This is a genomic window from Actinosynnema sp. NPDC091369 (assembly GCF_044757065.1).
In the GTDB taxonomy this organism is placed as follows: Bacteria; Actinomycetota; Actinomycetes; order Mycobacteriales; family Pseudonocardiaceae; genus Actinosynnema.
Genome location: NZ_JBIVUG010000008.1, coordinates 191057 through 215206 on the forward strand (window position 1 = coordinate 191057; position 24150 = coordinate 215206).

Annotated in this window: 20 protein-coding genes; 5 read left to right on the forward strand and 15 right to left on the reverse strand. The window is 74.2% G+C overall.

Annotated features, from left to right (window positions below; all coding sequences use genetic code 11):
• Positions 1–46: 46 nt before the first annotated feature.
• Complete coding sequence (htpG, locus tag ACIQMJ_RS28390) at positions 47–1867, forward strand: molecular chaperone HtpG (protein ID WP_499764137.1); 1821 nt, start codon at positions 47–49, stop codon at positions 1865–1867.
• Between the two features lie 577 nt (positions 1868–2444).
• On the opposite strand, the gene ACIQMJ_RS28395 is transcribed toward htpG, so the two are convergent.
• From ACIQMJ_RS28395 to ACIQMJ_RS28420, 6 genes are read right to left on the reverse strand one after another with little or no spacing between them, the layout of a single operon-like run.
• Positions 2445–3605: a cytochrome P450 family protein gene (locus ACIQMJ_RS28395; RefSeq protein ID WP_499764138.1), complete on the reverse strand. Its 1161-nt coding sequence runs from the start codon at positions 3603–3605 to the stop codon at positions 2445–2447.
• Entirely contained in the window at positions 3542–4882 is a 1341-nt protein-coding gene (locus ACIQMJ_RS28400; RefSeq protein ID WP_499764061.1) for a cytochrome P450, read from the reverse strand. The genes ACIQMJ_RS28395 and ACIQMJ_RS28400 overlap by 64 nt, the downstream gene beginning before the upstream one ends.
• A 47-nt stretch (positions 4883–4929) precedes the next feature.
• Positions 4930–5541, reverse strand: a complete 612-nt coding sequence (locus ACIQMJ_RS28405; RefSeq protein WP_499764062.1) for a GTP-binding protein — start codon at positions 5539–5541, stop codon at positions 4930–4932.
• Positions 5519–5872, reverse strand: a complete 354-nt coding sequence (locus ACIQMJ_RS28410) for a DUF742 domain-containing protein (RefSeq protein WP_499764063.1) — start codon at positions 5870–5872, stop codon at positions 5519–5521. The genes ACIQMJ_RS28405 and ACIQMJ_RS28410 overlap by 23 nt, the downstream gene beginning before the upstream one ends.
• Entirely contained in the window at positions 5869–6267 is a 399-nt protein-coding gene (locus tag ACIQMJ_RS28415; RefSeq protein WP_499764064.1) for a roadblock/LC7 domain-containing protein, read from the reverse strand. Before ACIQMJ_RS28415 ends, ACIQMJ_RS28410 begins: the two co-directional genes overlap by 4 nt.
• The gene (locus ACIQMJ_RS28420; protein ID WP_499764065.1) at positions 6264–7532 is read right to left on the reverse strand and encodes an ATP-binding protein; all 1269 of its coding nucleotides are present in this window, start codon (positions 7530–7532) and stop codon (positions 6264–6266) included. Before ACIQMJ_RS28420 ends, ACIQMJ_RS28415 begins: the two co-directional genes overlap by 4 nt.
• A gap of 302 nt (positions 7533–7834) precedes the next feature.
• Here ACIQMJ_RS28420 and ACIQMJ_RS28425 point away from each other — a divergent pair, with 302 nt between their 5' ends.
• On the forward strand, positions 7835–11035 hold the full coding sequence (locus ACIQMJ_RS28425) for a CHAT domain-containing protein (RefSeq protein WP_499764066.1): 3201 nt from the start codon (positions 7835–7837) through the stop codon (positions 11033–11035).
• Between the two features lie 4 nt (positions 11036–11039).
• Here ACIQMJ_RS28425 and ACIQMJ_RS28430 read toward each other — a convergent pair whose 3' ends face one another.
• A complete protein-coding gene (locus ACIQMJ_RS28430; RefSeq protein WP_499764067.1) occupies positions 11040–12107 on the reverse strand; it encodes a questin oxidase family protein in 1068 nt (355 codons plus the stop codon).
• Between the two features lie 163 nt (positions 12108–12270).
• Between ACIQMJ_RS28430 and ACIQMJ_RS28435 the strand changes: the two genes are divergently transcribed.
• Both ACIQMJ_RS28435 and ACIQMJ_RS28440 read left to right on the forward strand, forming a co-directional pair.
• On the forward strand, positions 12271–12903 hold the full coding sequence (locus ACIQMJ_RS28435) for a GNAT family N-acetyltransferase (RefSeq protein WP_499764068.1): 633 nt from the start codon (positions 12271–12273) through the stop codon (positions 12901–12903).
• 123 nt (positions 12904–13026) lie between these two features.
• Positions 13027–15138, forward strand: coding sequence for a hypothetical protein (locus ACIQMJ_RS28440; RefSeq protein ID WP_499764069.1), 2112 nt, complete (start codon positions 13027–13029; stop codon positions 15136–15138).
• Here the strand turns inward: ACIQMJ_RS28440 and ACIQMJ_RS28445 are convergent.
• From ACIQMJ_RS28445 to ACIQMJ_RS28455, 3 genes are read right to left on the reverse strand one after another with little or no spacing between them, the layout of a single operon-like run.
• Positions 15038–16591, reverse strand: coding sequence for a hypothetical protein (locus ACIQMJ_RS28445; protein WP_499764070.1), 1554 nt, complete (start codon positions 16589–16591; stop codon positions 15038–15040). The genes ACIQMJ_RS28440 and ACIQMJ_RS28445 overlap by 101 nt on opposite strands.
• A gap of 31 nt (positions 16592–16622) precedes the next feature.
• Positions 16623–17678 (reverse strand): WXG100-like domain-containing protein, encoded by a 1056-nt coding sequence (locus ACIQMJ_RS28450; protein ID WP_499764071.1) that lies wholly within the window; start codon positions 17676–17678, stop codon positions 16623–16625.
• The gene (locus ACIQMJ_RS28455) at positions 17675–18001 is read right to left on the reverse strand and encodes a hypothetical protein (RefSeq protein WP_499764072.1); all 327 of its coding nucleotides are present in this window, start codon (positions 17999–18001) and stop codon (positions 17675–17677) included. The genes ACIQMJ_RS28450 and ACIQMJ_RS28455 overlap by 4 nt, the downstream gene beginning before the upstream one ends.
• Positions 18002–18434: 433 nt before the next feature.
• Between ACIQMJ_RS28455 and ACIQMJ_RS28460 the strand changes: the two genes are divergently transcribed.
• A complete protein-coding gene (locus ACIQMJ_RS28460; protein ID WP_499764073.1) occupies positions 18435–18908 on the forward strand; it encodes a hypothetical protein in 474 nt (157 codons plus the stop codon).
• A 33-nt stretch (positions 18909–18941) separates the two neighbouring features.
• On the opposite strand, the gene ACIQMJ_RS28465 is transcribed toward ACIQMJ_RS28460, so the two are convergent.
• The 5 genes from ACIQMJ_RS28465 to ACIQMJ_RS28485 form a co-directional block, all read right to left on the reverse strand.
• A complete protein-coding gene (locus ACIQMJ_RS28465; RefSeq protein ID WP_499764074.1) occupies positions 18942–20120 on the reverse strand; it encodes a cytochrome P450 in 1179 nt (392 codons plus the stop codon).
• 4 nt (positions 20121–20124) lie between these two features.
• Entirely contained in the window at positions 20125–21495 is a 1371-nt protein-coding gene (gene gad / locus ACIQMJ_RS28470; protein WP_499764075.1) for a glutamate decarboxylase, read from the reverse strand.
• Between the two features lie 276 nt (positions 21496–21771).
• A complete protein-coding gene (locus tag ACIQMJ_RS28475; RefSeq protein WP_499764076.1) occupies positions 21772–22386 on the reverse strand; it encodes a GyrI-like domain-containing protein in 615 nt (204 codons plus the stop codon).
• Positions 22383–22940, reverse strand: a complete 558-nt coding sequence (locus ACIQMJ_RS28480; protein ID WP_499764077.1) for a PadR family transcriptional regulator — start codon at positions 22938–22940, stop codon at positions 22383–22385. The genes ACIQMJ_RS28475 and ACIQMJ_RS28480 overlap by 4 nt, the downstream gene beginning before the upstream one ends.
• 61 nt (positions 22941–23001) lie before the next feature.
• Complete coding sequence (locus ACIQMJ_RS28485) at positions 23002–24051, reverse strand: sigma-70 family RNA polymerase sigma factor (RefSeq protein ID WP_499764078.1); 1050 nt, start codon at positions 24049–24051, stop codon at positions 23002–23004.
• Positions 24052–24150 lie beyond the last annotated feature (99 nt).

The following is a 24150-nucleotide window of genomic DNA, read 5'->3' on the forward strand; positions in this document are numbered from 1 at the left end:
GGAGACGCTCGAGTTCCAGTCGGAGGCGCGTCAGCTCCTGCGGCTGATGATCCACTCGGTCTACTCGAACAAGGACACGTTCCTGCGCGAGCTGGTGTCCAACGCCTCGGACGCGCTGGACAAGCTCAGGCTGGAGACGTTCCGCGACAAGGACCTGGTCGCGGACACGTCGGACCTCCACGTCGCCATCGAGGTGGACCGGGAGGCGCGCACGCTCACGATCCGCGACAACGGCATCGGCATGACCCGCGAGGACGTGATCGGGCTCATCGGCACGATCGCCAAGTCCGGCACCGCCGAGTTCCTGCAGAAGCTGAAGGAGTCCCAGGACGCCGCCGCCTCGCAGGACCTCATCGGCCAGTTCGGCATCGGCTTCTACTCCTCGTTCATGGTCGCCGACAAGGTCACCCTGGTGACCAGGCACCCGCGCGCGGAGGGCGTCCGGTGGGAGTCCACCGGCGAGGGCACCTACACGATCGAGGACGTCGAGGACGCGCCGCAGGGCACGTCGGTCACCCTCCACCTCAAGCCGGCCGACCCCGAGGACCACCTGGCCGACTACACCTCGACCGCGAAGATCACCGAGATCGTCAAGCGGTACGCCGACTTCATCACCTGGCCGATCCGGATGGCCAAGGAGGACGGCGGCGAGCCGACCACGATCAACTCGCGCAAGGCGCTGTGGGCGCGGCCCGCCTCCGAGGTCACCGAGGACGAGTACGCCGAGTTCTACCGGCACGTCAGCCACGACTGGAACAAGCCGCTCGAGACGATCCGGATGCACGGCGAGGGCGTCTTCGAGTACCAGGCGCTGCTGTTCATCCCGTCGCAGGCGCCGCTGGACCTGTTCATGCGCGAGCGCAAGCGGGGCGTGCAGCTCTACGTCAAGCGCGTCTTCATCATGGAGGACTGCGAAGAGCTGATGCCGGAGTACCTCCGGTTCGTCAAGGGCGTGGTGGACGCCCAGGACCTCTCGCTGAACGTGTCGCGGGAGCTGCTCCAGCAGGACCGCCAGATCCAGCTCGTGCGCCGCCGGCTGGTGAAGAAGGTGCTCTCGACCGTCAAGGGCCTGATGGCCGACAAGCCGGAGTCGTACGAGACGTTCTGGCGCGAGTTCGGCAGCGCGGTCAAGGAGGGCCTGCTCAGCGACCCCGACAACCGCGACGCCATCCTCGACATCGCCTCGTTCGCCTCCACGGCCGACCCGGAGAAGCCGACCACGCTCGCCCGGTACGTCGAGCGGATGAAGGACGACCAGCAGCACATCTACTACATGACCGGCGACTCGCGGACCACCGTGGAGAACTCGCCGCACCTGGAAGCGCTGCGGGCCAAGGGCTTCGAGGTGCTGATCCTCACCGACCCGATCGACGAGATGTGGGTCGACGCGGTCCCCGGCTTCAAGGACAAGACGTTCCAGTCGATCGCCAAGGGGCAGGTCGACCTGGAGACGGAGGAGGAGAAGGCGCAGGCCGAGGAGCGGCAGAAGGACTTCGCCGGGTTCCTGGAGTGGATGACGACCACCCTGACCGACAAGGTCAAGGAGGTGCGGCTGTCCTCGCGCCTGACCACCTCGCCCGCGTGCGTCGTCGGCGACGCCCACGACCTGACCCCGACCCTGGAGAAGATGTACCGGGCGATGGGGCAGGAGCTGCCGCCGGTCAAGCGGATCCTGGAGCTCAACCCCGACCACGCCCTGGTGTCGGGCCTGCACCGGGCGTTCGCCGACCGGGGCGGCGACGACGCGTCCCTCGCCGAGTCGGCCGAACTGCTGCACGGCATGGCGCTGCTGGCCGAGGGCGGCGACCTGCCCGACCCGTCCCGCTTCGTCCGGCTGATGTCCGAGCACCTGGAGCGGGCCCTGTGAGGTCGTGACCCGCACGGGCTCCCGTCACCGCCGGGAGCCCGCCCGGACGAAGTCCAGCACCCACCCGAGGGCCCGGTCGCAGCGTCACGTCGTGCCCGGCGCTGCGCGCGAACACGGCCGGCACCAGCCGCGCGTCCGGCCGGTGCGCCACGTCCACGCCGACGGCCCGGCGCAGGAACCACCGCCACACCCGCTCCCGCCGCACGACGCCCAGCAGACCGATCCCGACCACAGGCCCGGCGGAACGGCGCGGTCACCGTCCTCGGGGCGAGAAGGCTGGGCGACACGACTCGGTCGGACGCGTGGATCGCCTGGCCAGTACTCGGAAGCGGGCGCGCCGACGTCGGGGTTGGCCGGCTCGCGCAGCAGCACGCCGAACAACGCGTGCGCCACACCGAGCCGGAGCTCGTACCGGACCCGGACCAGGCGGTCGATGACGGCAGTGATGCGGGAGCTCGCGACCAGCCGCAGCGAGCGCGACGTGCTCGGCTGGGACCTGGCCGGCAGTGTGCGGACCTTCGAGCCGTTCTGACACCGGGGGCGCGGCACCAGCGTGACGCGCCCCCGGGTCGGGGTGCTACTTCAGCCGCACCGGCAGGGACTCGTGGCCGTTGGAGATGAACGACTGGCCCGGCTCCAGCTCGTGCGGCGGCACGGCCAGGCGCATCTCCGGGAACCTGGCGAACAGGGCCGGGAGGGCGATCTCGGCCTCCATGCGCGCCAACGGGGAGCCCAGGCAGTAGTGCACCCCGTGCCCGAACGCCAGGTGGGTCTTGTCCGCCCTGGTGATGTCGAACCGGTCGGCGGTCTCGCCGTGCACGGCCCGGTCCCGGCCCGCCGCCGCGTACGCCGCGAGGATCGCGTCACCCTTGGCGATGACCACGCCGTCGCCGAGCTCGATGTCCTCCACGGCGTACCGCAGCGGCAGGTTCGCGATCGGGGCCTGCCAGCGCAGGGTCTCCTCGATCACGTCGCCCCAGCCGCTGGTCCCCGCCCGCACCGCGGCCAGCTGCTCCGGGTGGGTCAGCAGCGCGGTGATCGCCTGGTCCAGCAGGTTCACCGTGGTCTCGTAGCCCGCGGAGATCACCAGGATCAGGGTGTCGACCAGCTCGGCTTCCTCCAGCTTCGAGCCGTCGTCCTCGCGCACCGCGATCAGGCCGCTGGTCAGGTCGTCACCGGGGTTCTCCCGCTTCGCCGCGACCAGCTCGTGCATGATCCCGTACAGCCGCACGGCGTTCGCCTGCGCCGCCTCGGCGGTGATCGTGGTGTCGAAGACCCCGTCGACCACCTCCCGCAGCTCCGACCGCGCCTCGGCGGGCACGCCGAACAGCTGGCAGATGACCTCGATCGGGATCGGGTAGGCGTACCTCTCGCGCAGGTCCACCGGTTCCCGCGCCACGTCCGGCCCGTCCAGCTCGTCCAGCAGCCGGTGGGTGATCTGCTCGATCCACGGTCTCATCGCCGCCACGCGCCGGGCCGTGAACGCCTTGGACACCAACGAGCGCAACCGGCGGTGGTCGGTCCCGTAGGCGGTGAACATGTTGTGCACCGACACCCACAGGTGCAGCGGCCAGTCCTCGGAGATCCGGCCACTGCTGTACTCGGGCCAGTGCTGCCGGGCGTCCTTGGAGACCCGCGGGTCGCCGAGCAGGTCGCGCAGGGTGTCCTGGCGGGTCACCGACCACGCCACAACCTTGCCAGGGAGCTCCACCAACGTCGCCGGGCCGCGGGCGGCGATGGCCGCGGACTCGGCGTGGACGTCACGGCCGGTGGGGTCGAGGACGATGGGGTCGAGGACGACGGCGTCGGCTGATCGTTCCAACGGGTTTCTCCAGGTGACTCGTCGGGGTGGACGGGCACGGCTACCGGGGTGAAACGCACGGGGAGCGCGGTGAGCGCGCGGTGGAACGGGCCGGGTCGCCAGACCAGCTGGTCGACGGGGACGGCCAGCCGCATGTCGGGCAGGGCGTCGAGGATCTTCTCGATGGCCACCGACGCGATCAGCCGCGCGGGCTGCTGCGCCGGGCAGGAGTGCACGCCCGCGCTCCAGGCGAGGTGGGCGCGGTTGCCCGAGCGCTGCTGGCCGGCCAGCGCGGGGTCGTTGTTGGCGGCCGAGAAGCTGATCACCACCGGTTCGGCGGCGGGCAGCCGGATCCCGGCGAAGTCGATGTCCTCGACCGGGTAGCTCGCCGAGTAGTTCGCCATCGGCGGGTCGGTCCACAGCACCTCGTCCAGCGCCTCCTCGACCGGGAGGCTGCCGCCGGAGAGGCTGCCCGCGAACCGGTCGTCGGCCAGCAGCAGCCGGATGCCGTTGGCGATCAGGTTCTTCTCGGGCTCGGTGCCCGCGCCCATGAGGACGATGAGCTGGTGGATCAGCTCCTCGTCGGTCAGCCTGGCCGGGTGGGCCATCATCCACGACGGCATGTCCTGGTCGGGCCGCTGCCGCTTGAGCGCGATCAGCTCCAGCATGCACCGGGTCAGCTCGGCGTTGGCCTTCTCCGGCTCGACCATGTCGAAGATGTCGCGCATGGCGAGCACCAGCCGGTCGCCCAGCTCCGGCGGGCAGCCGTAGAGGTGGTTGAACATCATCAGCGGCAGCAGCTGCGCGTACTCGCCGAGCAGGTCGGCCTCGCCGTTGCGGGCGAACCGCGCGACCAGCCGGTCCGCGGTCCGCTCGACGTGGGCGCGCAACGCGTTCACGTCGACCCGGGCCAGGCTGTCGGTGACCACGGCGCGCAGCCGCGCGTGGTGGGCGCCGTCGGTGAACAGGCAGTTCGGCCGGTACATCATCATCGGCAGCACCGGGCAGTCCGGCGGCATCTTCGCCTGCCACTGCCGGGGGTCGCGCGGGAACGCGCTGGGGTTGCGCAGCACGTCCAGCGCGGCCGAGTAGCCCACGACGAGGCTGGCGGGCACACCGGGCGCCAGCTCGACCGGCGCGACCGGCCCGTGCTCGCGCAGGGCCCGGTAGGTCGCGGCCGGATCGGCGGCGAACTCGGGGCCGTAGAGGGGCATCCGGCCCTGGTGTGCGGGACATGCCTGCCCGGGGGCGGCTTGCGAGGTCACACGGTCTCCTGGTTGCGGGTCAACAGGTACTCGACGAGGGTGACGAGCGCCTGCGTGGACGAGGTCACGTCGCGGGCGTCGCACGACATCAGTGGTGTGCCGGGCAGCAGGTCCAGCGCGTCGCGCAGCTCCTCGCCGGGGAACGCGGGCGCGCCGTCGAAGGAGTTGACCGCCACCGCGTACGGGATGCCCAGCTCCTCCAGCAGGCTCATGACCTCGAAGGACTGCTCCAATCGGCGGGTGTCGACCAGCACGAGCGCACCCAGCGCGCCGTAGGCGATGTCCTTCCAGACGCGGGTGAACCGCTGCTGGCCGGGCGCGCCGAACAGGTAGAGCACCAGCTCGTCGCTCAACGTCAGCCGGCCGAAGTCCAGCGCCACCGTGGTGGTGCTCTTGCCGTCGACGCCGGCGAGGTCGTCGACGAGGGCGCCCGCCTGCGTCATCGTCTCCTCGGTGCGCAGCGGACGGATCTCCGACAGCGTGCCGACGAAGGTGGTCTTGCCGACCGCGAACGGGCCGACGACCAGCAGTTTCACCGCCGTCCGCACGGTGTCGCGCAGGTAGACACCGTCCGGGGCCGGCCGGTCAGAGGCGAGCACGGAGGCCATCGAGCACGTCCTTCAGCAGCTTCATGTCGGGGCGGGCGGTGTGCGAGACCGCGGCGTGGGTGGCGATGTGACCGCTGTCGACCAGGTCGGACAGCAGCACCTTGGTCACGCTGATCGGCAGCGAGAGGTGCGCGGCGATCTCGGCCACCGACAGCGCGCCGCCGCGGCACAGCTCCATCAGCCGCTTCTTCTCCGGCGACAGCCCGGACACCTGCTCGCGGGTGGCGATCACGACCGTGACGGCGTCGAAGGTGTTGCGGCTGGCGTGGGCGCGACCGCCGGTCACCACGTACGGCCGCACCAGGCCCTGCAGGCGCCTGTCGTCGCTCACGCCGGGCTGCCCGCACCCTGTCGCGGCGGGCTGGTCAGTTCCTTGCCCAGCCGCTGGACCAGCTCCTGGATGCGGAAGGAGACCGCTTCCATGTCCACCCGGTCGGTCGCCGAGACGGCGAGGTACGCGCCGGGCCCGGCGGCGGCCAGGAAGACGTAGCCGCCGACGAACTCGCTGACCGTCTGCTGCCACTCCGCGCTGGTCTGGCCGCAGAACTCGGCGGTGGCGCGGGCCAGCGACTGCAACGCCGACATGGCGGCGGCGTGCCGCTCGGCGTCGTCGCGGCCGATGCCGGCGGAGTGCGCCATCAGGAGCCCGTCGGCCGACAGCAGGACGGCGTGCCGCGTCTCGGGCATCTTCAGGGCGTCGTCGAGCATCCAACCCAAAGTGTTCATGCCTGGGTGTTCCCTTCAGCGACAGGCGGCGGCGGGGTGGTGGCGCGGCCCGACTCGGTGCCGCGCTTCCAGGCGGCCAGCCCGGTCGCGATCCGCTGGTCGGTCGGCGTGGGGACGGGCGGAGCCGACGGCGGCACGCCCTGGTCGGCGGGCTGCGTCCGCCGTCGGCGGGGCAGGCCGCCGGAGGTGCGCCCCAGCACGGCGGCGTCCACCGCCGCGGCCGGCGGCCGGCGCTGCTCGGGCGGCAGCGCGACGGCGTTGTCGGGCATGGTCGGCTTGCTCACCCGGGTGAGCAGCTCCGTCGGCAGGAAGACCACCGCGCGCACACCGCCGTACGGCGAGCGCGTGTCCACCGAGACCCGGAAGCCGTAGCGCTTGGCCAGCACGCCGATGACCGCGAAACCGACCTGCGGCGGGTCGCCGAGCCGGTTGATGTCGCTCCCGCCGCCCCCGGCCAGCAGCCGGGCGGCGCGGTTCAGCTCCTCGACGGTCATGCCGACGCCGCCGTCGTCGATCATCACGACCATGCCGTTGTGCGCCTGCTGGAAGTTGACCTCGACGCTGGTGTTGGGCGGCGAGTGCCGGGCGGCGTTGTCGAGCAGTTCCGCCACGGCCAGCACGACCGGCTCGACCGCGCGGCTGACCACCGCGACGTCGGACTCGGCGGGCAGGTTGATCCGCAGGTAGTCCCGGATGCGGGAGGTGGCGCCGCGCACCACGTCGGTCAGCGGCGAGGCCGACCGCTGCTGCCCGGGCCAGGAGCCGCAGAGCACCGCGGTGGCCTGGGCGCGCCGGTTGAGCTGGGAGTTCATGTGGTCGATGCGCATCAGGCCGGCGAGCACGTCGGGGTCGTCGTGCCGCTCCTGCATGGCCGAGATCGCGACCTGCTGCTCGTTGGACAGGCTCTGCACCGCGCGCATCATCGACTTGAGCGTGGCGCGGGCCGACTGCTCGCCCCGCTCGGTGGCCTGCCGGACGGAGTCGGCGAACAGCGCGAGCACCCGCTCGTGGCTCTCGGCCGCCTCCGCCCGCTTCGGGCCGGGCACCTCGACGGGCCGGTGGCCCAGCGACTCGGCCAGGGCGGGCAGCCGCGCCTCGACCAGGTGCCGCTCCTCCTCGGCGCGGGTGCGGGCCAGGTCCTCGGCCCGTTCGGCCCGCACCCGTAAGGCGCGGGTGGTCCGTTGTTGGCGTACCAGCAGGAACAGGGTGATCAGCACGATGGCGAGCAGGAGCCAGAACGCTATCGCGAGTGTTTGTCGGTCCATCAATTCCTCTGGTGCGGGCGAGCTGCCGGATGTCAGTGCGCCGAGCAGGGTTCTGATCTTTATCACGGGACTTCGGTGGACGCCAAGTGGTTGCCGCAGTCTCCCTCCAATGGAGCAACCCGGTCCGGAAAAGCATTACCATATGTCCACAGTGGACAATTCCGGCGGCCCGGAATCCGGCCAATGGGAGGTGTGGAATTCGCAGGTCAAAGCGCATTCGGCGGCCGGTTCCCGATTGTGCTCCGGCGAATTCGTCCGAGCCCGCCGCCCTATCGCGGCGACGTTGTTCTCCGGCGGCTACCGTGAGTGCCTCCAGTGAGGTCGCGGAGGTCGTGGTGGTGGACGGGGACGACGTGGCCGGGCACTCGAACGCGGTTTCCGGGACCAGCGGGATCGTCGTGCAGTCGCGTCACATCCACGGTGGCGTGCACGTCTCCACCTCACCGCCCGTGCGGCGGCCCCGGCAGCTCCCGCTGTCGGTCGGCGCCTTCACCGGCCGGGAGCGCGAGCTCGCCGACCTGGACGCGCGGCTGCGCGGCGGCACGTCCGGCGTGGTGATCTCCGCCGTGTCCGGCACGGCGGGGGTCGGGAAGACCGCCCTGGCCGTGCACTGGGCGCACCGCGTGGCCGACGAGTTCCCCGACGGGCAGCTCTACGTCAACCTGCGCGGCTACGACCGCGAGCCGCCGTTGACGCCCGACGACGTGCTGGCCGGCTTCCTGCGCGCCCTGGGCGTGTCCGACATCCCCAGCGACGGCGGCGAGCGCGCGGCCCGCTACCGCACCCTGCTCGCCGACCGGCGGGTGCTGGTGGTGCTGGACAACGCGGGGCGGGTCGACCAGGTGCTGCCCCTGCTGCCCGGCGGCCCGTCGTGCTTCGTGGTCGTCACCAGCCGGGACCGCATGTCGACCCTGCGGGTGCGCTACGGCGCCCACGGCGTCGACCTGGACCTGCTGCCGCTGGACGACGCGCTGCGCCTGCTGCGGGCGACGGTCGGGCCGCGGGTGGACGACGAGCCCGGCGCGGCCAGGGCGTTGGTGCGCAGCTGCGCGAGCCTGCCGTTGGCGCTGGGCATCACCGCGGAGATCGCGGCGGTGCGGGGGCGCACGCCGCTGGCCGACATCGCCGAGGAGCTGGCCGACGAACGCCGCCTGCTCGGCGTGGCCGACGACGACCACAGCATCCGGACGGTGTTCTCGTGGTCGCTCAAGACCCTGGACGAGCGCTGCGGCCTGGTGTTCCGGTTCCTCGGCCTGCACCCGGGCCGCGAGTACGACGTGCCCGCGCTCGCCGCGCTGGCCGACCTGCCGGCGTCCGAGGTGCGACGGGCCGTGGACGACCTGCTGCGGGTGCACCTCGTGGAGGAGGTCGCGGACGGGCGGCTGCGCACGCACGACCTGCTCGCCGCCTACGCGCGGGACCTGGCGGCCGGGCACTTCGCCGCCGCCGAGGTGCGGCGGTCGTTCTCCCGGCTGTTCGAGCACTACCGGAGGCTGACCGCGCACGCCGTGAAGCAGGTGACCGGTGGCAGGCAGAGCCACCGGCGCGCGGTGGCCGCCCCGACCGGCGGCGTCAAGCCGGACCGGGCGTGGTTCGCCACCGAGCGCCTCAACCTGGAGGCCGTCCTGGACCACGCGCCCGCCCGCGGGGTCGACGCCGAGGAGGTCGGCCACCTCGCGCACGACCTGGGCTTGCTGACCCGGGCCGCCGGGGACCTGCCCGTGGCGCTGCGGCACTTCGCGGCCGCGGCCCCGGTGTTCGCGGAGAGCCGGCGCCGCTACTCGTACCGGATCAGGCTGGACGAGCAGGAGGCGAAGGTCGCGGCCGGGCTGTGCGCCGGCGCGCTGCGGTCGTTGCCGCTGCTCGGCGACCACCTGAGGGTGGCGGGCATGACGGCGGAGCTGGCCGAGGCGGACCGGTTGACCGCGGTCGCCGCGCTGGCGTGCGGCGACCCGTCGCGGGCGATCCGGCTGGCCCGCGCCGCGCAGCGGGTGTTCGAGAAGCGCGACGACCTGAGGGCGGCGGCGGTCTGCTCGCTGACCTACCTGGCCGCGGTGTGCGCCGGCGCGCTCGACGCCCCGGGCACATCGCCCAACCGGATGATCGACAAGGCGCTGGCGACCGCGGCGCGCCTGGCCGAGCTGGGGATGCGCGACGAGGCCGACTACGCGCGGTTGCTCGGGGTGCGGCTCGCGGTGGCGGCCGGGCAGCTCGACCGGGCCGACGCGCTGCTCGGCGAGGTCGCCCCGCCGACCCTGGGCACGTCGACCGACCAGCGGCTGCTGCACGTGCTGTGCGAGGCCGAGCTGATCGAGCGGTTCGGCGAGCCCGAGGTGGCGATCGCGCTGGCCGCCGAGGGGTACGCGGAGGTCGGCCGGTCCGACGGCCCGGCCGCGGGCATCGGCGTCGCGCCCGCGAGCACGGTCTACGGGCGTGCCCTGCGGGCGTTGGCCCTGCGGATCGCCCTGCGCGACCACGACCCCCGGCGGGTGTTCGAGATCGCCGAGCAGTTCCGGCCGCAGCGCCCGGGTCCGACCGGCGGCGACGGGGGCGTGCGGCTCGACGTGGTGGCCGACCGGCTCGGGGCGCGGGCGCTGGTCGGGTTCGCGGCGACGGCGGAGCGGCTGATCGCCACGGTCGTCGTGGACGGGCGCGTGCACGTCGTGGACCTGGACCTGGCCGGCGCGGTCGGGCACGCCAGGCTGCTGCGGGCCGACCTGGACTCCGCCTCGGCGGTGGTGGACCTGTCCGACCGGGTGGTCGGGCTCACCTCCGCGCAGGCCGGCGGCTCGGCGGCGGAGCTGGACCGGCACGTGGTGCGGCCGCTGCTGGGGCTGGTCGGCGACCGCGACCTGGTGGTGGTGCCCGCCGAACCGCTCGCGGGCGTCCCGTGGTCCGCGCTGCCGTCGCTGCACGGCCGCCCGCTGGTGGTGGCACCCTCGGTCGGCGCGTGGTCGGCCGCCCGGCGCCGGGACGGCACGCGGGCGGCGGACCGGGGCGTGTTCGTGATCGGGCCGGGCATGGCGGCCGACCGCGCCGACATCGCGGAGCTGGCGGACCTGCACCCGCGCGCCGAGGTCGTGGCGCCGCGGGTGCGGGCGGTGCTGGAACGCGCCGACGGCGCGCGCTTCCTGCACCTGGTGGCCCGACGGGAGCACGAGCCGGAGAACTTCGTGTTCTCCCGGGTCGTGCTGGCCGACCGCGCGCTGCACGCGCGCGAGTTCGGCGAGCTGGAGGAGCCGCCGGACCTGGTGGTGCTGCCCGGGTCGGCCGAACGCGTGCCGGGGGAGGTCGCGCTCGGGTTCGCCAACGGGCTGCTCGTCGCCGGGGTGCGGACCGTCGTCGTGGCGGTCGCGCGGGTCGCCGAGCAGACGACGGTGGCGGTGATGCGGGAGCTGCACACCGCCCTGGCCGCGGGCGAGCCTCCGGGGCGGGCGCTGGCCGGGATCGTCGCGGTCGACCCGCTGCACCGACCGTTCCTGTGCGTGGGGTCGGGGGAGTGACGGGTCACTCGGGCCGGATCAGCAGCGTCGCGCGGACGGCGGCGGCCAACGCGTCCGGGTTCGCGGTCCGGGCGAAGGTGTCCACCGCGGTGTCGGCGAACTTGACGGCGTGCTCGTCGCCGTGGTCCACCGCGCGGGCGAGCACGTCGGCCGCCGCGTCGGGACCGTCCGGCGCGGCGGGCGTGGCCGACTCGGGAGCCGCCGCCGGGGCGTAGGCGGCGGACACGGCGGCGCTCGCGGCCCACGCGGCTGACAGACTCGGCCCCCACAGGTCCGTCGGCAGCGCGGGCAGCGTGCGCAGCACGGCGTTGGGCGCGGTCGCCGCGTGCACCAGCATCACGCCGGAACCGTGCCCGTGGGTGAGGTAGCGCAGCACGGCGGTGTCGACGAGTCCGGTGAGCAACGCCCGCGCGTCCTCCGGGTCCACCGGGGCGCGGAGCGCGGCCAGGGCGCTGGACCAACCGTCCACAGTGCCCAGTTGGGCGATCCGCGCGCCGATCCCCCCGGTCTGGTCGCCGACGCGGGGCACGGCGGCCAGCGCTCGCGGTGCCGTGGCGGTCCCCGCCGGCCCGACGAAGCCCGGCAGCTCCTGCCACCGCGCCGCCCAGTAACCGAGGCCGTGCGCCAGCTCGGCGACGCGCGGGGGCGTGGCCTCCTCGGTCAGCAGCACGCGCACCGCGTGGCCCACCCGGATCACGCCGTGCGTCGCGCCCGCCACGATGCCCGGCAGCAGGCGCGGCCACCACGTGACCAGGACGTCGCGCCACGGGTGGTCCGCCAGTTCCCGGGTGAACGACGCGATCCAGTCACCCAGCCGTCGCTCGTCACCGAGCGCCGCGCGCCACGACTCCGGCCGGTCCAGGGCTACCGGGTCGCCGGCGGCGGGCAGCTCGGCGAGCCGGCGGGCGTACCGGTCGAGCCACCGGGGCGTCCCGTCCGCGTGCCCGGCGCGGATCATCGCCTCGACCGCCATCGGCCCGTGGTTGGACAGCCACCCGTCGAACTCCGGCCCGGTCCCGTGCAGCCGCTCGTACAACTCGTCCAGCACGCCGCCGCCTGCTCCGAGTGCCATCGCCCCTCCTGGTGCCCTGTGGTGGCGACGAGTCTTCAACCTCCACTATGGTCGAGGTCAAGGGTGGCGTGCCCGCTGGGCCTCGCGAGGTCGTGCCGATCCCGGGGGGGTCGTCGCGGCCTCGGCGGCACCGGCCGGAGGGCGCGGCTAAGGTGTCGATCTCGTGGACGAACGCGTGCGGGAATGGGTGTGGGGTTGGTCGTTGTGCCGCGCCGTGCCGGAACCGGTGGAGGAGCCCGACGGGTTCCGGATCGACGTGGGCGCGCCGGGGCACCGGGTGCGGTTCGTCGTGGCCGGTTCGGCGTCGGTGCGCGGGCGGGCGGCGGCGTTGACGGGGCCGGGCACCTGGCTCAAGGTCTGCGCACCGCGGGCGGACGTGGTGCCGCTGCTCGGTCCGGAGTGGGTGGTGGGTGACCCGGAGTTCCTGATGAGCTCCACGCTCGGCGGCGGTGCCGTGACGTCCGCGCCGGACGGGTACCGGACCCGGGTCGTGCCCGAGCGCGGGTTCGAGGAGATCGTGGTGGACGCCCCGAGCGGTGACCGGGCCGCGCGCGGCCGGTTCGCGGTGCACGGCGGCGCGGCGGTGGTGGACCAGGTGGAGACCTATCCCGCGCACCGGCGGCTCGGCCTGGGGCGGCACGTGATGAGCACGATCGGGGCGCGCGCGGCCGACTGCGGCGCGGGCGTCGCGGTCCTGGTCAGCACGGCGGTGGGGCGTCACCTGTACGAATCGCTCGGGTGGCGGGTCGACTCGGACGTGGTCGCGGCGCACCTCCCGGAGCCGGCGACGCCCTGACCCGGCCGCGCTGACCCGGCCGCGCTGACCCGGCCGCCCCTGAACCGGCGCTGTGACGGGTGTCCGGATCGGTAGCATCGCGGGTTCGGGGAGTCACCGCACGCGGCGCGGACGGGGGTGCGCTTGGTCGAGGTCCGGGACCAGCCCGCTCCGCGCCCGGCGACGCGGGTGCGGCAATCGCCCGCGCGGGCCTTGCTGCTGCGGCTGTTCGGGTGGCCCGCGTTCGCGCTGGGGCTCGTGCTGCTGGTGGTGGCGCAGGGCGGCGCCGGGTCCGGCCCGTACCCGGCGCTGCGGCCGGTCCTGTGCGGTGTCGGCGGGGTGGCGCTGCTGGCGTTCGGGCGGCGCGCGGTGGTGCGCGGGCGGCGGCACGCGGTGGCGGTGCTGCCCTCGCTGGACGGGCTGTCCGGTGACGTGGTGCTGTTCCTGCGGTCCTTTGTGGACGACGAGGGGTTCGCCGCGCAGCAACGCGGCGAGCACGTCATGGACCTCTGGGGCACGACGCGCACCGAGGAGGAGCAGCTGGCGGCGGCGCTGGCCCCGTTCGGGCGGATGGTCGCGCTCGGCCGGCCCGGGGACGAGCTGCCGCCGGCCGGCGCGCCGCGGCACTTCTCCGCCGACGAGGCGTGGCGTGACCAGGTGCTGGCGGGCCTGGACCGGGCGCGGCTGGTGCTGCTGGCCGCCGGACCGGGGCCCAGCCTGCGGTGGGAGGCCGAGCAGGTGGTGGCCGGGGTGCCGGCGGACCGCGTGGTCGTCCTGGTGTGCCGGGACGCCGCCCAGTACCGGTCGTTCCGCGAGTCGACCGGTGACGTGTTCCCGAAAGGGCTGCCCGAGTACCGACCCCGGACCTCGCCGGTTCCCGCCGGCGCGCACGCCTACACGCGCGCGGCGGTCTGGTTCGAACCCGACTGGACGCCACGCCTGCGGCACCTCGACGGCCGTGACGCCCCGGGCAGCGTGCGGATCTGGGTGGCGAGCGTGTTCTCCCGCTCGCTGGCGGAGGTCTACGACCGGGCCGGTGTGCGCCGGCCGGGGCGGTGGGCGGAGACCGCGCGCCGGTGGACGCGATCGCTGTGGTCACCGCGCTCGCGTCGCCCGGCGGCCCCGACCGTCGAACCGGTCGCGGTGCCGCCGGTGCGGATCGGCGCCGGTCGGTGGCGGGCCGACCGGGTCCGCACCGGTGGCGTGGACTTCGTCCTGCGGGTGGAGGACGGGGAACGGCGGCACGTCGTCGAGTACCGCCCGTCCGCGGTGGGCAAGCCGGTCGTGCTGGTCGACGGCGCGCGGACCGGGCCCGCGTTCCGGCTCGGCCGCGACGGACCACCCGCCCGGTTCGTGGTCGGCGACGACGTGCAGCTGTGGGTGGACGGCACGCCGGTCTACGCCCTGACCCGCGCGGCGGCGCTGTCCGACACGTTCCTGGAGCACCGGGCCACCGCGATCCGCGACGCCCTGCTGGACCTGCCCGCCGCGCTGCCCGGACCGTTCCCGGTCACCTTGCGCGTCGCGCCCGACCTGCGGCCGCGTGACGCGGAGGTCGGGGCCGACCCGGTGATCGCCGTGCTGGACTCCCGGTCGGACTTCGGCGATGCGCGGGTGTGGTTCACCGACCGCGCCGCGCACGTCCGCTACCGGCGAGCCCACGCCGTGCTGGCCTACCCGGACCTCGCGGCGGCCACCGTGACGGCGGACTTCGCCACCCTGCGGGTCGGGTCCGCGGAGCTGGACTTCCCGGGGCACGCCGAGCACGCGGCGCGGGTGCTGACCGCGGTCAGGGCGGCGGTCCTGGCGCAGGACACCGGGTTCGGCCCGCCGCCCGCCGCGCACCCGTACGTCGGGGCGGGAGCGCTGCGCGCGGGTCGGGTCGGGGCCGCGTGGCGGGTGGCGCGGTGGCTGCTGTGGACGCGGATGTGGGGCCTGATGGCGGGGTTGGGCACGCTGGTGGGGCTGGCGGCGGCGTTCGACCTTGACCTCGGCCGGGCCGCTTGGCCGGAACAGGTCGCCGTGCGGGTCGCGGCCGTGCCCGCGGGGTTCGCCGCGGGTCTGGCGTTCTCCGCGCTGGTCGTCCTGATCACCGGGTCGGTGTACGGGGCCGTGGGCGTCGCCGTGCGGCTCACCGCCCTGCCGGGGCGGCACCTCATCCGACGAAGGCGAGCACGGCGAGCACGCCGCCGAACACCACCAGGTACGTCACCAGCGCCCAGCGCCGCGGGCGGGGGTAGCGCGGCTCGACGGTGAGCACCACGTCCACGGCGACGCCCGCCGGCACGGCCGCCCGGAACGCCGCCGCCACGTCCTCGACCGGCGCGTGCACGTCCCCCAGCGGCCACGCGAAACCGCGTTCCGCGCCGGCCACGACCCCGTGGCGGTACCCGCCGAACCCGGTGAACGGCACGTCGTTCCACACCCGCGCGGCGGCCTCCGGTGACACGTGCAGCGTCACGCGGGTCAACCCCCGCGCCCGCCCGACGACCACCCGTTCGAACCCGGCACGCGCCCAGTCCACCGACAGGGGTTTCGTCCCGAACCCCAGGCGCGAACCCAGGTCCGCTCGGCGGAGGACGAGCGCGGTGCCCACTTCGACCCGCCGCCACCACGCCACGTGCACCTCGGCCCCGACCACCGCCCAGGCGACCAGGGTGAACATGACGGTCGTCAGGCCGTTGCCGCCGAGGGTGAGGCCGAACCACGGCCCGATCGCCGTGGCCGCCGCCCGCCCCACCACCTCGACCGCGCGGACCGGGCGCGGGATCGAGACGCGGAAGGTGACCGGCTCGTGGTCTTCGCGGGGGAGGACTCCGGGACCGGGGTCGGCCGGGGGTGCAGGGTCGGGTGGGATTTCGCGGTCGGGCGGGATCCCGGAGTCGGGTGGGATTTCGGGGTTGGACGGGATTTCGGGGTCGGGTGCGATGTCGGGGTCGGGCGGGGCTTCGGGGTCGGGTGGGATCTCGGGGCCGGTCGGCGGGCCGGGGTGGGGCGAGGGTCCGGGGCCGAGGTGGCGCGGCGCGGCCGGTTCGTGGTCGTTCCGGGGCGGGGCTTGGACCGGTGCCGGGCGCAGGCGGCCGGCGGGCGGGGCCAGCCGGGCCACCTCCCGGGCGACCTCGGCCGGGTCGAGCCGGTCCGGCGCGGACCGGACCAGGGCGCGGGCCGGCCAGGTCAGGCCGCCGGCCCGGTCGTCGTAGACGCCCTCCCTGCTGGCCAGGCAGAACACCAGTGCCCCGAAGCCGAGGGTGGCTCGCTCGACCCGGTCGGCGAGGTCGTCGATGTCGGACAGGCCCGGCGGCACCTCGGCGAAGCAGCAGTCCAGCACGACCAGCTTGGTGCGGGCGTCGTGCGCCCCCACCGCTCCCAGCACGTCCCGGGCCCGCAACCAGGTGGACTCGTCGGTGACATCGCTGTCGGCGACGGCCAGCTTCACGTCCCCGTCGTCGGACAACCGCGCGTGCCCGACGTAGTAGAAGACCAGCACGTCCGCGTCGTCCCGCAGCAGCCCTTCGACCAACCGCGCGGCCTTCACGGCACCCACCGGGTCGCCCACCACCGCCACCCGCGACATCGGCCAGCCGGACTCCGGGCCGATCAACGCGCTGCGCAACGCCTGCACGCTGCGGTCCGCCGCGGGGAGGTCGGGCAGCGCGGCGTACCGGGCGCAGCCCACGAGGATCGCGCGTGCCGCGTCGCCCCCTCCCACACCGCGACCATAGCCCCGCCCGGCCTCCGGATCACCCGCCTCCGCCGTACCGCCCGCGGCCGTCGGAACGCTCGGGCGGGCGCTCGAAGTCGTAGTCGCTGGGCACCAGGCGGCCGTGGTCGTCGATCACCACGAGCTTGCCGTCCCGGACGGCCTGCTCGATCAGGGGGCCGAGCGCGGTGCCCGGCGGCGCCTGCGCGGCGATCCGACGGCCCACCTCGTTGTTGTGCATGTCCATCGCCTCGCGCACCGGGTCCAGCGGGTGTTCGTCGTCGGGGACCCCTTCGTGCAGGGTGGTCAGCTCGGCGGCCTTGTCCTCACCCAGGCGTTCGGTGAGCAGCGCGTTCCACAAGGCGTGCCGGTACGCGTCACGGTGGTTGTCCAGTTCGCCGGCGCGGCCGACGTCCGGGAAGACCGTGCTGCCACCCTCCATCGCCTGGAAGTAGGAGTGGAAGAAGTCCACCTTCTCCGACAGGCTCAACTCCTCGATGGCCCTGCGTTCTTCCACCGTCACGGTGCGGCCCAGGTACTCGGTCAGCTCGTCGTCGTCCACCTGGTAGCCCGGGTCGGAGAGCAGTTGCTCGTGCGTCGGCGGGGTGGGCAGCCGGAGGGCGCTCACCGCGGCCACCCGGCGGTCCACGGCGGCCGAGAGGTCGGCGGCGACCAGGTCCGCGAACCCCTCCCGCAGCGGCGGACCCCAGGGGGCGGGCAGGCCGTCCAGCAACGCGAAGACGGGCTCGTTCGCCTCCACGGTGGTCCGGATGTCGGTCTTGGCGCCGGTGATCTCGGTGGCGTAGGCCCGCGCGCCGGCCGAGCGCTGCCGCACGTGGGCCGCGGTGTCGGCCATCCGCGCGGCCTGCCTGCCCAGGCCGGTGGTCATCAGGCCGCCGGACGTGTCACCCCAGGCGGCTCCGGTCGTGCCCGCGGCGTGGGCGGTCCGGCCGAGCGCGGCCTCGACCGAGTCGGCGACGCCGTCCAGGGCGGTGGCGAGGTCGGCGGCGACGACCTCGCTGTCCACGGGCCAGAGGTCGGGCACCCTGGCCCGCACCGCCTGCCACAGCGGGCCCTCCGGCGGGAGCGCCGTCATGAGCGCAGCCCGTCGAACGCGCGCCGGCCCGCCCGGTCGGCTTCGACGTAGTCGGACACCGAGCCGAGCCCGGCGCCGGCCGCCGCCCGCAGCGCCCGGACGCCGGCCGTGACCATGCCTGCCGTGCCGGCGGCCCCGGGCCCGTAGACGCCCAGGAACGCCTGCCCCATGCGGCCGCCTCCCAGCTGTGCCTCCAGGCTCGACAACGTCCCTTCGGCGGCGCTCCACGCACCACCGAACTCACCCGCCGCGCGTGCCAGCCCGGTCATCGCGTCCTCGGTGTCCCGCGGCGCCATCTCCGCACCGCCCGGCGTTCCGGCCACTGCCCGCTCCCTCCGCTCGGCTGCGCCCATCGTGCCCACGGCGTCGGCTGCCGGCGGAGCGCCGGCAGCAAGGTGCCAGGGTCGGCGTGTGGTGTGCTTGCCGGTGGCGGATCGCTTGGCGGACAGGGGTGAGCGCGGTGGAGGAGCGGAAGGTGTTGCGTTCGGTGTTCGGCACGGCGGCTGCCGCCTATGCCGAGCACCGGCCGGACTACGCGCGAGCGGCGGTGTGGTGGGCGGTGGAGTCCGCGCCCGGTCCGCGCGTGCTCGACCTCGGGGCGGGCACGGGAAAGCTGACCGGGACGCTGGTGGCGCTGGGGCTCGACGTCGTCGCGGTCGAGCCGGACCCGGCGATGCCGGCCGAGCTGCGCCGCGCGCTGCCGTCCGTGCGCGCGCTCCAGGCAGTGCCGAGGCGATACCGCTGCCGGACGGGTCGGTGGACGCCGTGGTGGCCGGGAACGCGTTGCACTGGTTCGACCTGGCGGTCGCGGGACCGGAGATCGGCAGGGTCCTCGCGCCGGGTGGGGTGCTGGCCGGCCTGTGGAACGTCCTGGACGACCGCGTCGACTGGGTCGCGGACCTCGGGCGGGTCGCCGGGCCCGCCGCGGTCGGGCCGCGGGACGCGGTGACCGGGTGGCGCGCGGCGACGGCCGACCCGCACCTGCCGGGTGGCGGCTCGGTCCGGTTCGGCGCGCCGGAGCAGGCCGAGTTCCCGCACGGGCAGCGGCGGACCGCCGAGTCCCTCGTGGCGACGCTCGCGACGCGGGCCGGGGTGCTGGCCCTGCCCACCCGCGACCGGGAGGCGTTGCTCGACGGGATCAGGGCCTTCCTCGCGGGCGATCCCCGGACCCGGCGCGGCGAGTTCACGCTCCCGATGTGGACCGGCGTGCTGCGCGTGCGGCGGCTCTGACGGCGGAACGCCGCCGCACGCGCGGCACACCGATCAGGACACCTTCCTGGCCGCCACGTCCCACACGGCGGGCAGCGGTCCGGTGAGGCGCAGCTTCCAGCCGTGGGGTTTCCCCCGCGTGCCCGGTGCGGGCCGCACGCCCGGCATCCGCTCCAGCAGCACGTCCAGCGCGGTCCGCGCCGCGGCGGTGACCAGCGGGTGCGCCGGGCAGCCGTGCGGACCGACGCCGAAGCCCAGGTGCGTGCGGACGTCGCGGTGCAGGTCGAACCGGTCCGGTTCGGTGAACTGCTCCTCGTCCCGGTTGGCCGAGGCGATGGCGGCGGCGATCTGGCTGTCCGCCGGGATGTCCCGCCCGCCCAGGGTCACGTCCCGGGTCGTGCGCCTGCCCAGCACGCCGACCGGTCCGCTCCACCGCAACGCCTCGTACACCGCCGCGCCCAGCAGCGCCCGGTCGGCGCGGACCGCGGCGAGCTGCTCCGGCTGCGACCACAACGCCACCAGCGTCCACGCCGCCAACCACCCCGGCTCGATCACGCTCAACCCGAGGTGCTTGAGCACCGGCAGCACGTCGGTGTCCGGCCGGGCCTCCGCGCCGCGCCGGTTGGCGTGCAGCAGGTGGGAGATCACCGACCGGTCGGGCTGCTCGCGCAACCGTCGGACGAGCGCGGTCACCGCCGCGTCGTCCGCCATCACCCCGGCCGCGCCCGCGTCCACCGCCGGGTCGCGCCCGAAGTTGTTCGCCACGTCGGTGAGCACCTTCCCCCAGCGCCGCAGCTCGTCGGCCCCCTCGGGCCCGGCGCCGAGGTGCGCGGCCATGGCGATCGCGGTGACCGGTTCGAAGTAGTCCGCGGCCAGGTCGCCGCCACCGGTCGGGGCGAGGTCGTCGGCGACGCGGTGCGCGATCGGCCGGGCGATGGTGTCGACGTAGTCGGTGACCCGGTGGGGGTCGTAGTCGTGCCGGAACGCCTCCCGCACGTCCCGGTGCGACGGCCCCTCCCGGAACAGCATGGGCGCGCCGCCGCACAGCGCGTGCATCGGCGACGACGGCTGGTCCGTGGTGAACCTCCCGGTGTCGGTCAGCACGGTGCGGACGTCGTCCCAGCGGGTGACCAGCCACTGGTGCGCCTCCGGCACCCAGCTGACCGGCTCGTCGCGGCGCAGCCGCGCGTACGCGGGGTAGGGGTCGGTCTCCAACTCCCGGATGGTGACCACGGCGTCAGTCCGTGAACGACGGGGCGGTCGCCTCGGGCAGCGGGAACGGGTGGCTGCCCAGCTTCTCGGTGTGCTTGGCCAGGCTCTCCAGGAACTTCGCCGCGAGGTCGAGCGTGAACCCCTGCCGGCACACCACGCGCAGCACGTGCACGTGCTCCAGGTTCGGCGGCAGGCTGTACGCGGGCACGTGCCAGCCGTCGCCCTTGAGCGCCTCGGACAGGTGGTACACGGTGAAGCCCACGGCCTTCGGGTCGCGCAGGCGGAACGCCACGACCGGCAGGTCCTCGCCGTCGCCGACGATCTCGAACGGCCCGACGGCCTCGATGCCCTTGGCGACGTGCCGGGCGACCTCCTGGCACCGCTGCGCGATCATCCGGTAGCCGGCCATCCCGTTGCGCAGGAACTGGTAGTACTGCGCGATCACGCCGGAGGCGGGCCGGGAGAAGTTCAGCGTGAACGTCGGGTGGTGGCCGCCGAGCACGTTGCAGTCGAAGACCAGCGACTCGGGCAGGTACTCGGGATCGCGCCACAGGCACCACCCCGACCCCGGGTAGACCAGGCCGAACTTGTGGCCGGACGCGTTGATCGACACCACCCGGGGCAGCGCGAAGTCCCAGGCGACGTCGACGTCGAGGAAGGGCGCGACGAAACCGCCGCTGGCCGCGTCCACGTGCAGCGGCACGTCCACGCCCCGCTCGGCCGCCACCGCGTCGAGCGCCGCCGCGATCTCCGCGACCGGGTCGTAGCGGCCGTCCTGGGTGCTGCCGAGCACCGCGACGACGCCGATGGTGTTGCCGTCCACCGCTTCGGCGGTGAGCGCCGGGTCGAGGGTCGTGCGGCCCTCTTCGAGCGGCACCACGCGTGCCTCGACGTCCCAGAAGTTGCAGAACTTCGGCCAGCAGACGTGGACGTGGCTGCCGAAGACCATGTTGGGCGTGCCGGTGCCGCCGCGCTCGCGCCAGCGGCGCAGCATCGCCAGCCCGGCGAGCATGGCCGCTTCCGAGCTGCCGCTGGTGGAGCAGCCGATGAACCGGCCGTCGTCCTCGTGCCACAGGCCCGCCAGCGCGTTGATGCACTCCTGCTCGATGTCGGAGCTGGCCGGGTACTCCTCGCGGTTCATCAGGTTGATCGCGGCGGTGTCGGCGTAGATCCGCTCCAGCTCCGGTTCCGCGGACGTGGTGCAGAACGTGGCCAGGTTGAGGGCGGCCCGGCCGTCGAGCAGCAGCCGCGAGTGCACGATGCCCGCCGCGACGCCCGCGGGGATCGGGTTCTCCGGCAGCCTGCCCTTGGGGATGACGTCCTCGTCGATCCGCTGCGCGAACACGGGAGCGACCTGCACGTCGCGCTCATCGGTGATGACGCGCTGCAAACTCATGGCGACCTCATTCTGCGGGATTCCGAGGAACGACATGAGGTTTATCGGGGAATCGCGGCCACGGTCAGTCCCTGATCAGGTGGAGTGGGCTTCACCTGTTCGAGCCGGGTGCGACACGGTGTTCGAGGCCACCGGGTGACGTTGCGGGCCGGATCACCCGGAAATGCGGCACGAATGAGCGCGGTCAGCGGCTGCCTGCGGCGGAACGTGAGATTTGCCGTGCGCCATTACGTCATTCCGGTGTCACCTCGGCGCGGTAGGTTGGCGCACTCGGAGTCACCGGACGGGTTGGCGCAGCACGGTCCGGAGCTTCGCGGGCTCGGTCCTGCGCGGGTCGCCGACGTAGACCTCGTGGTGCAGCCCCGTCATCCGCAGGCCGTTGGCCCGCAGCCACTCGTCGTGCAGCCGGGCCAGCACCGGTCCTTCGTCGTCGTAGGACCCGATGTGCAGGACCTGGGCGCTGGTGCCCTCGTGCAGGACGTGCCGGCGGACGTCGGCGATGGTGGGGAGGTCCTTCTTGGCCGCCGCGACCCGCTTGGCCTCCTCCACGGCGTCCTCGGTGATCCAGTCGGGCTGGCTGATGAGCATCCGCCAGTGCCAACGGTCCTTGGCGCGGGTGGTGAAGACCTCCGGCTCGTCGGCCCACCACAGCCCTTCCAGCGGCGCCACGACGAGGTCGCGCCCCTCGCGCCTGCTCGCGAACTTGATCGCGTAGGCGACGGTGTAGAGGGCCTCGACGGCGCGGGCGTGCTCGGGGCTGGTGTTGGGGTCGCCGCGGCCGTCGACGGCGAGGAACTGCTGTTCGGGCACGTCGACCAGCGCCCAGTCGGTGTTCTTGGGCGCGTAGAGCTGCTTGAGCTCCCGCTTGACGTCGTAGCGCTCGGCGCTCATGGCTCGTCGTCCTCCTGGTCGGGTGATCCGGTCACGTCGGCCCGGTAGGCGGACAGCCAGCGCTGCTCGGCTTCCAGTTGGGCCAGCGAGTAGTCGAAGATCGCGCGGGCGAAGCGGGGCGCGTGCGGTTGGGCGGCGGCGGACGCGCGGAGCTCGGCGATCTTCGCGGCGACCGAGTCGGCCCGCCGGGCGAGCGCGGCGCGGAGCCGGTCCGGCGGGATGGCGGGCTCGTTGGCCAGCCCGACGAGGACGGGCGGGAACACCGGTCGGAGTTCGGCCACCGCCGCTTCGGCGGCCCGCGCGCACGCCCGGCGCCCGTCCGCCGTGGGGCCGAAGACCCTGCGCGCCTTGCCGCGTCCCGCGCGCGGCTCGCCGACCTCCTCGACCAGACCGCGGTCGCGCAGCTTGGCGAGCAGGTAGTAGATGGAGCTGAACCCGATCTCGGTCCACTCCCGCAGGCCGCGGGCGGTGATCACCTCTTCCAGCTCGTAGCCGTGCCGGGGGCGCTCCACCAGCAGGCCCAGGAGGGTCAGCTCCGCGGGCGTCAGGTCCATGGCACTATTCTAGTACTAGAATAGTTGCCCGGGCAACGCGGGGGCCGACACCGGCGCGTGATCAGGCGTCGAGGCCGAAGGCGGGCAGCAGGGCGTTGTCGTGGAAGCGGGTCAGGGCGGCGATCCGGTCGCCGGCCAGGGTGAGCACGAGCATGCCGTGCGCGTGCGGGACCGACGTCCCGGGATCGCGCACGTAGAGGCCGAACGCGGGCTGGCCGTTGGCCCGGGTCGGGACCAGCACGTGCCGGCGGACCTCGCGCAGCGCCACCGAGGCCAGGAAGTGCCCGACGGCGTCCGGGCCGTGGTACTCCTGGGGCAGCGGCGGCATGGACAGCCGCACGTCGTCGGTCAGCATCGCCACGATCGCGGCCACGTCACCGGCCTGGAACGCGCGGGTGAAGTCGTCCACGACCTGCCGCTCGCGCGGCGAGCCCGGCAGCGGCGCGCGGTCCCGGTCCGGTCCGGGCAGGTCGCGGGCCACCGCCGCGCGCGCCCGCTTGAGGGCGCTGGTGACGCCGTTCTCGGTGGTGCCGAGCATGTCCGCGACCTCGACGGCGCGGAACTGGAGCACGTCGCGCAGCACGAGCACGGCCCGCTGCTGCGCCGGCAGCCCCTGCACCGCGGTCAGGAAGGCCAGCGACACCGACTCCCGCAGCTCGTACCGCGCGTCCGGGCCGGGCCCGTGGTCGGCGACGTCGTCGAGCAGGTCGTCGGGGTAGGGCTGGAGGTGCAGCGGCTCGGCCCGGAGGTGCGACGGTTCGGGGAACCCGGGGTCCGGCTGGTCGGCCGGGACGCGCCGGGACGCCGCGCGCAACGCGTTGAGGCAGCGGTTGGTGGCGATCCGGTAGAGCCACGTCCGCACCGACGCGCGCTCCTCGTACCCGCCGATCCCGCGCCACGCCGCCAGCAACGTCTCCTGCACCACGTCCTCGGCGTCGTGGACCGAGCCCAGCATGCGGTAGCAGTGCACGTGCAGCTCGCGGCGGTACGGCTCGACCACCGCGCGGAACGCCTCGCCGCCACCGGCGCGCGCCGAGGCCACCAGTTCCCGCTCCGAGCGCCCGACCTGGGGCGACGCGGTGGTGTCGGCGGCCGGCGGGTTCCCTGACATGTGACTCCTCCTGCGACGCGCCGGTCCGTGAGGCGTCGCCCCGCCCACGAGTATCCGGCACGGCGACCACCCCACGGGCCGTGGCCGGTGCTCCAGGGC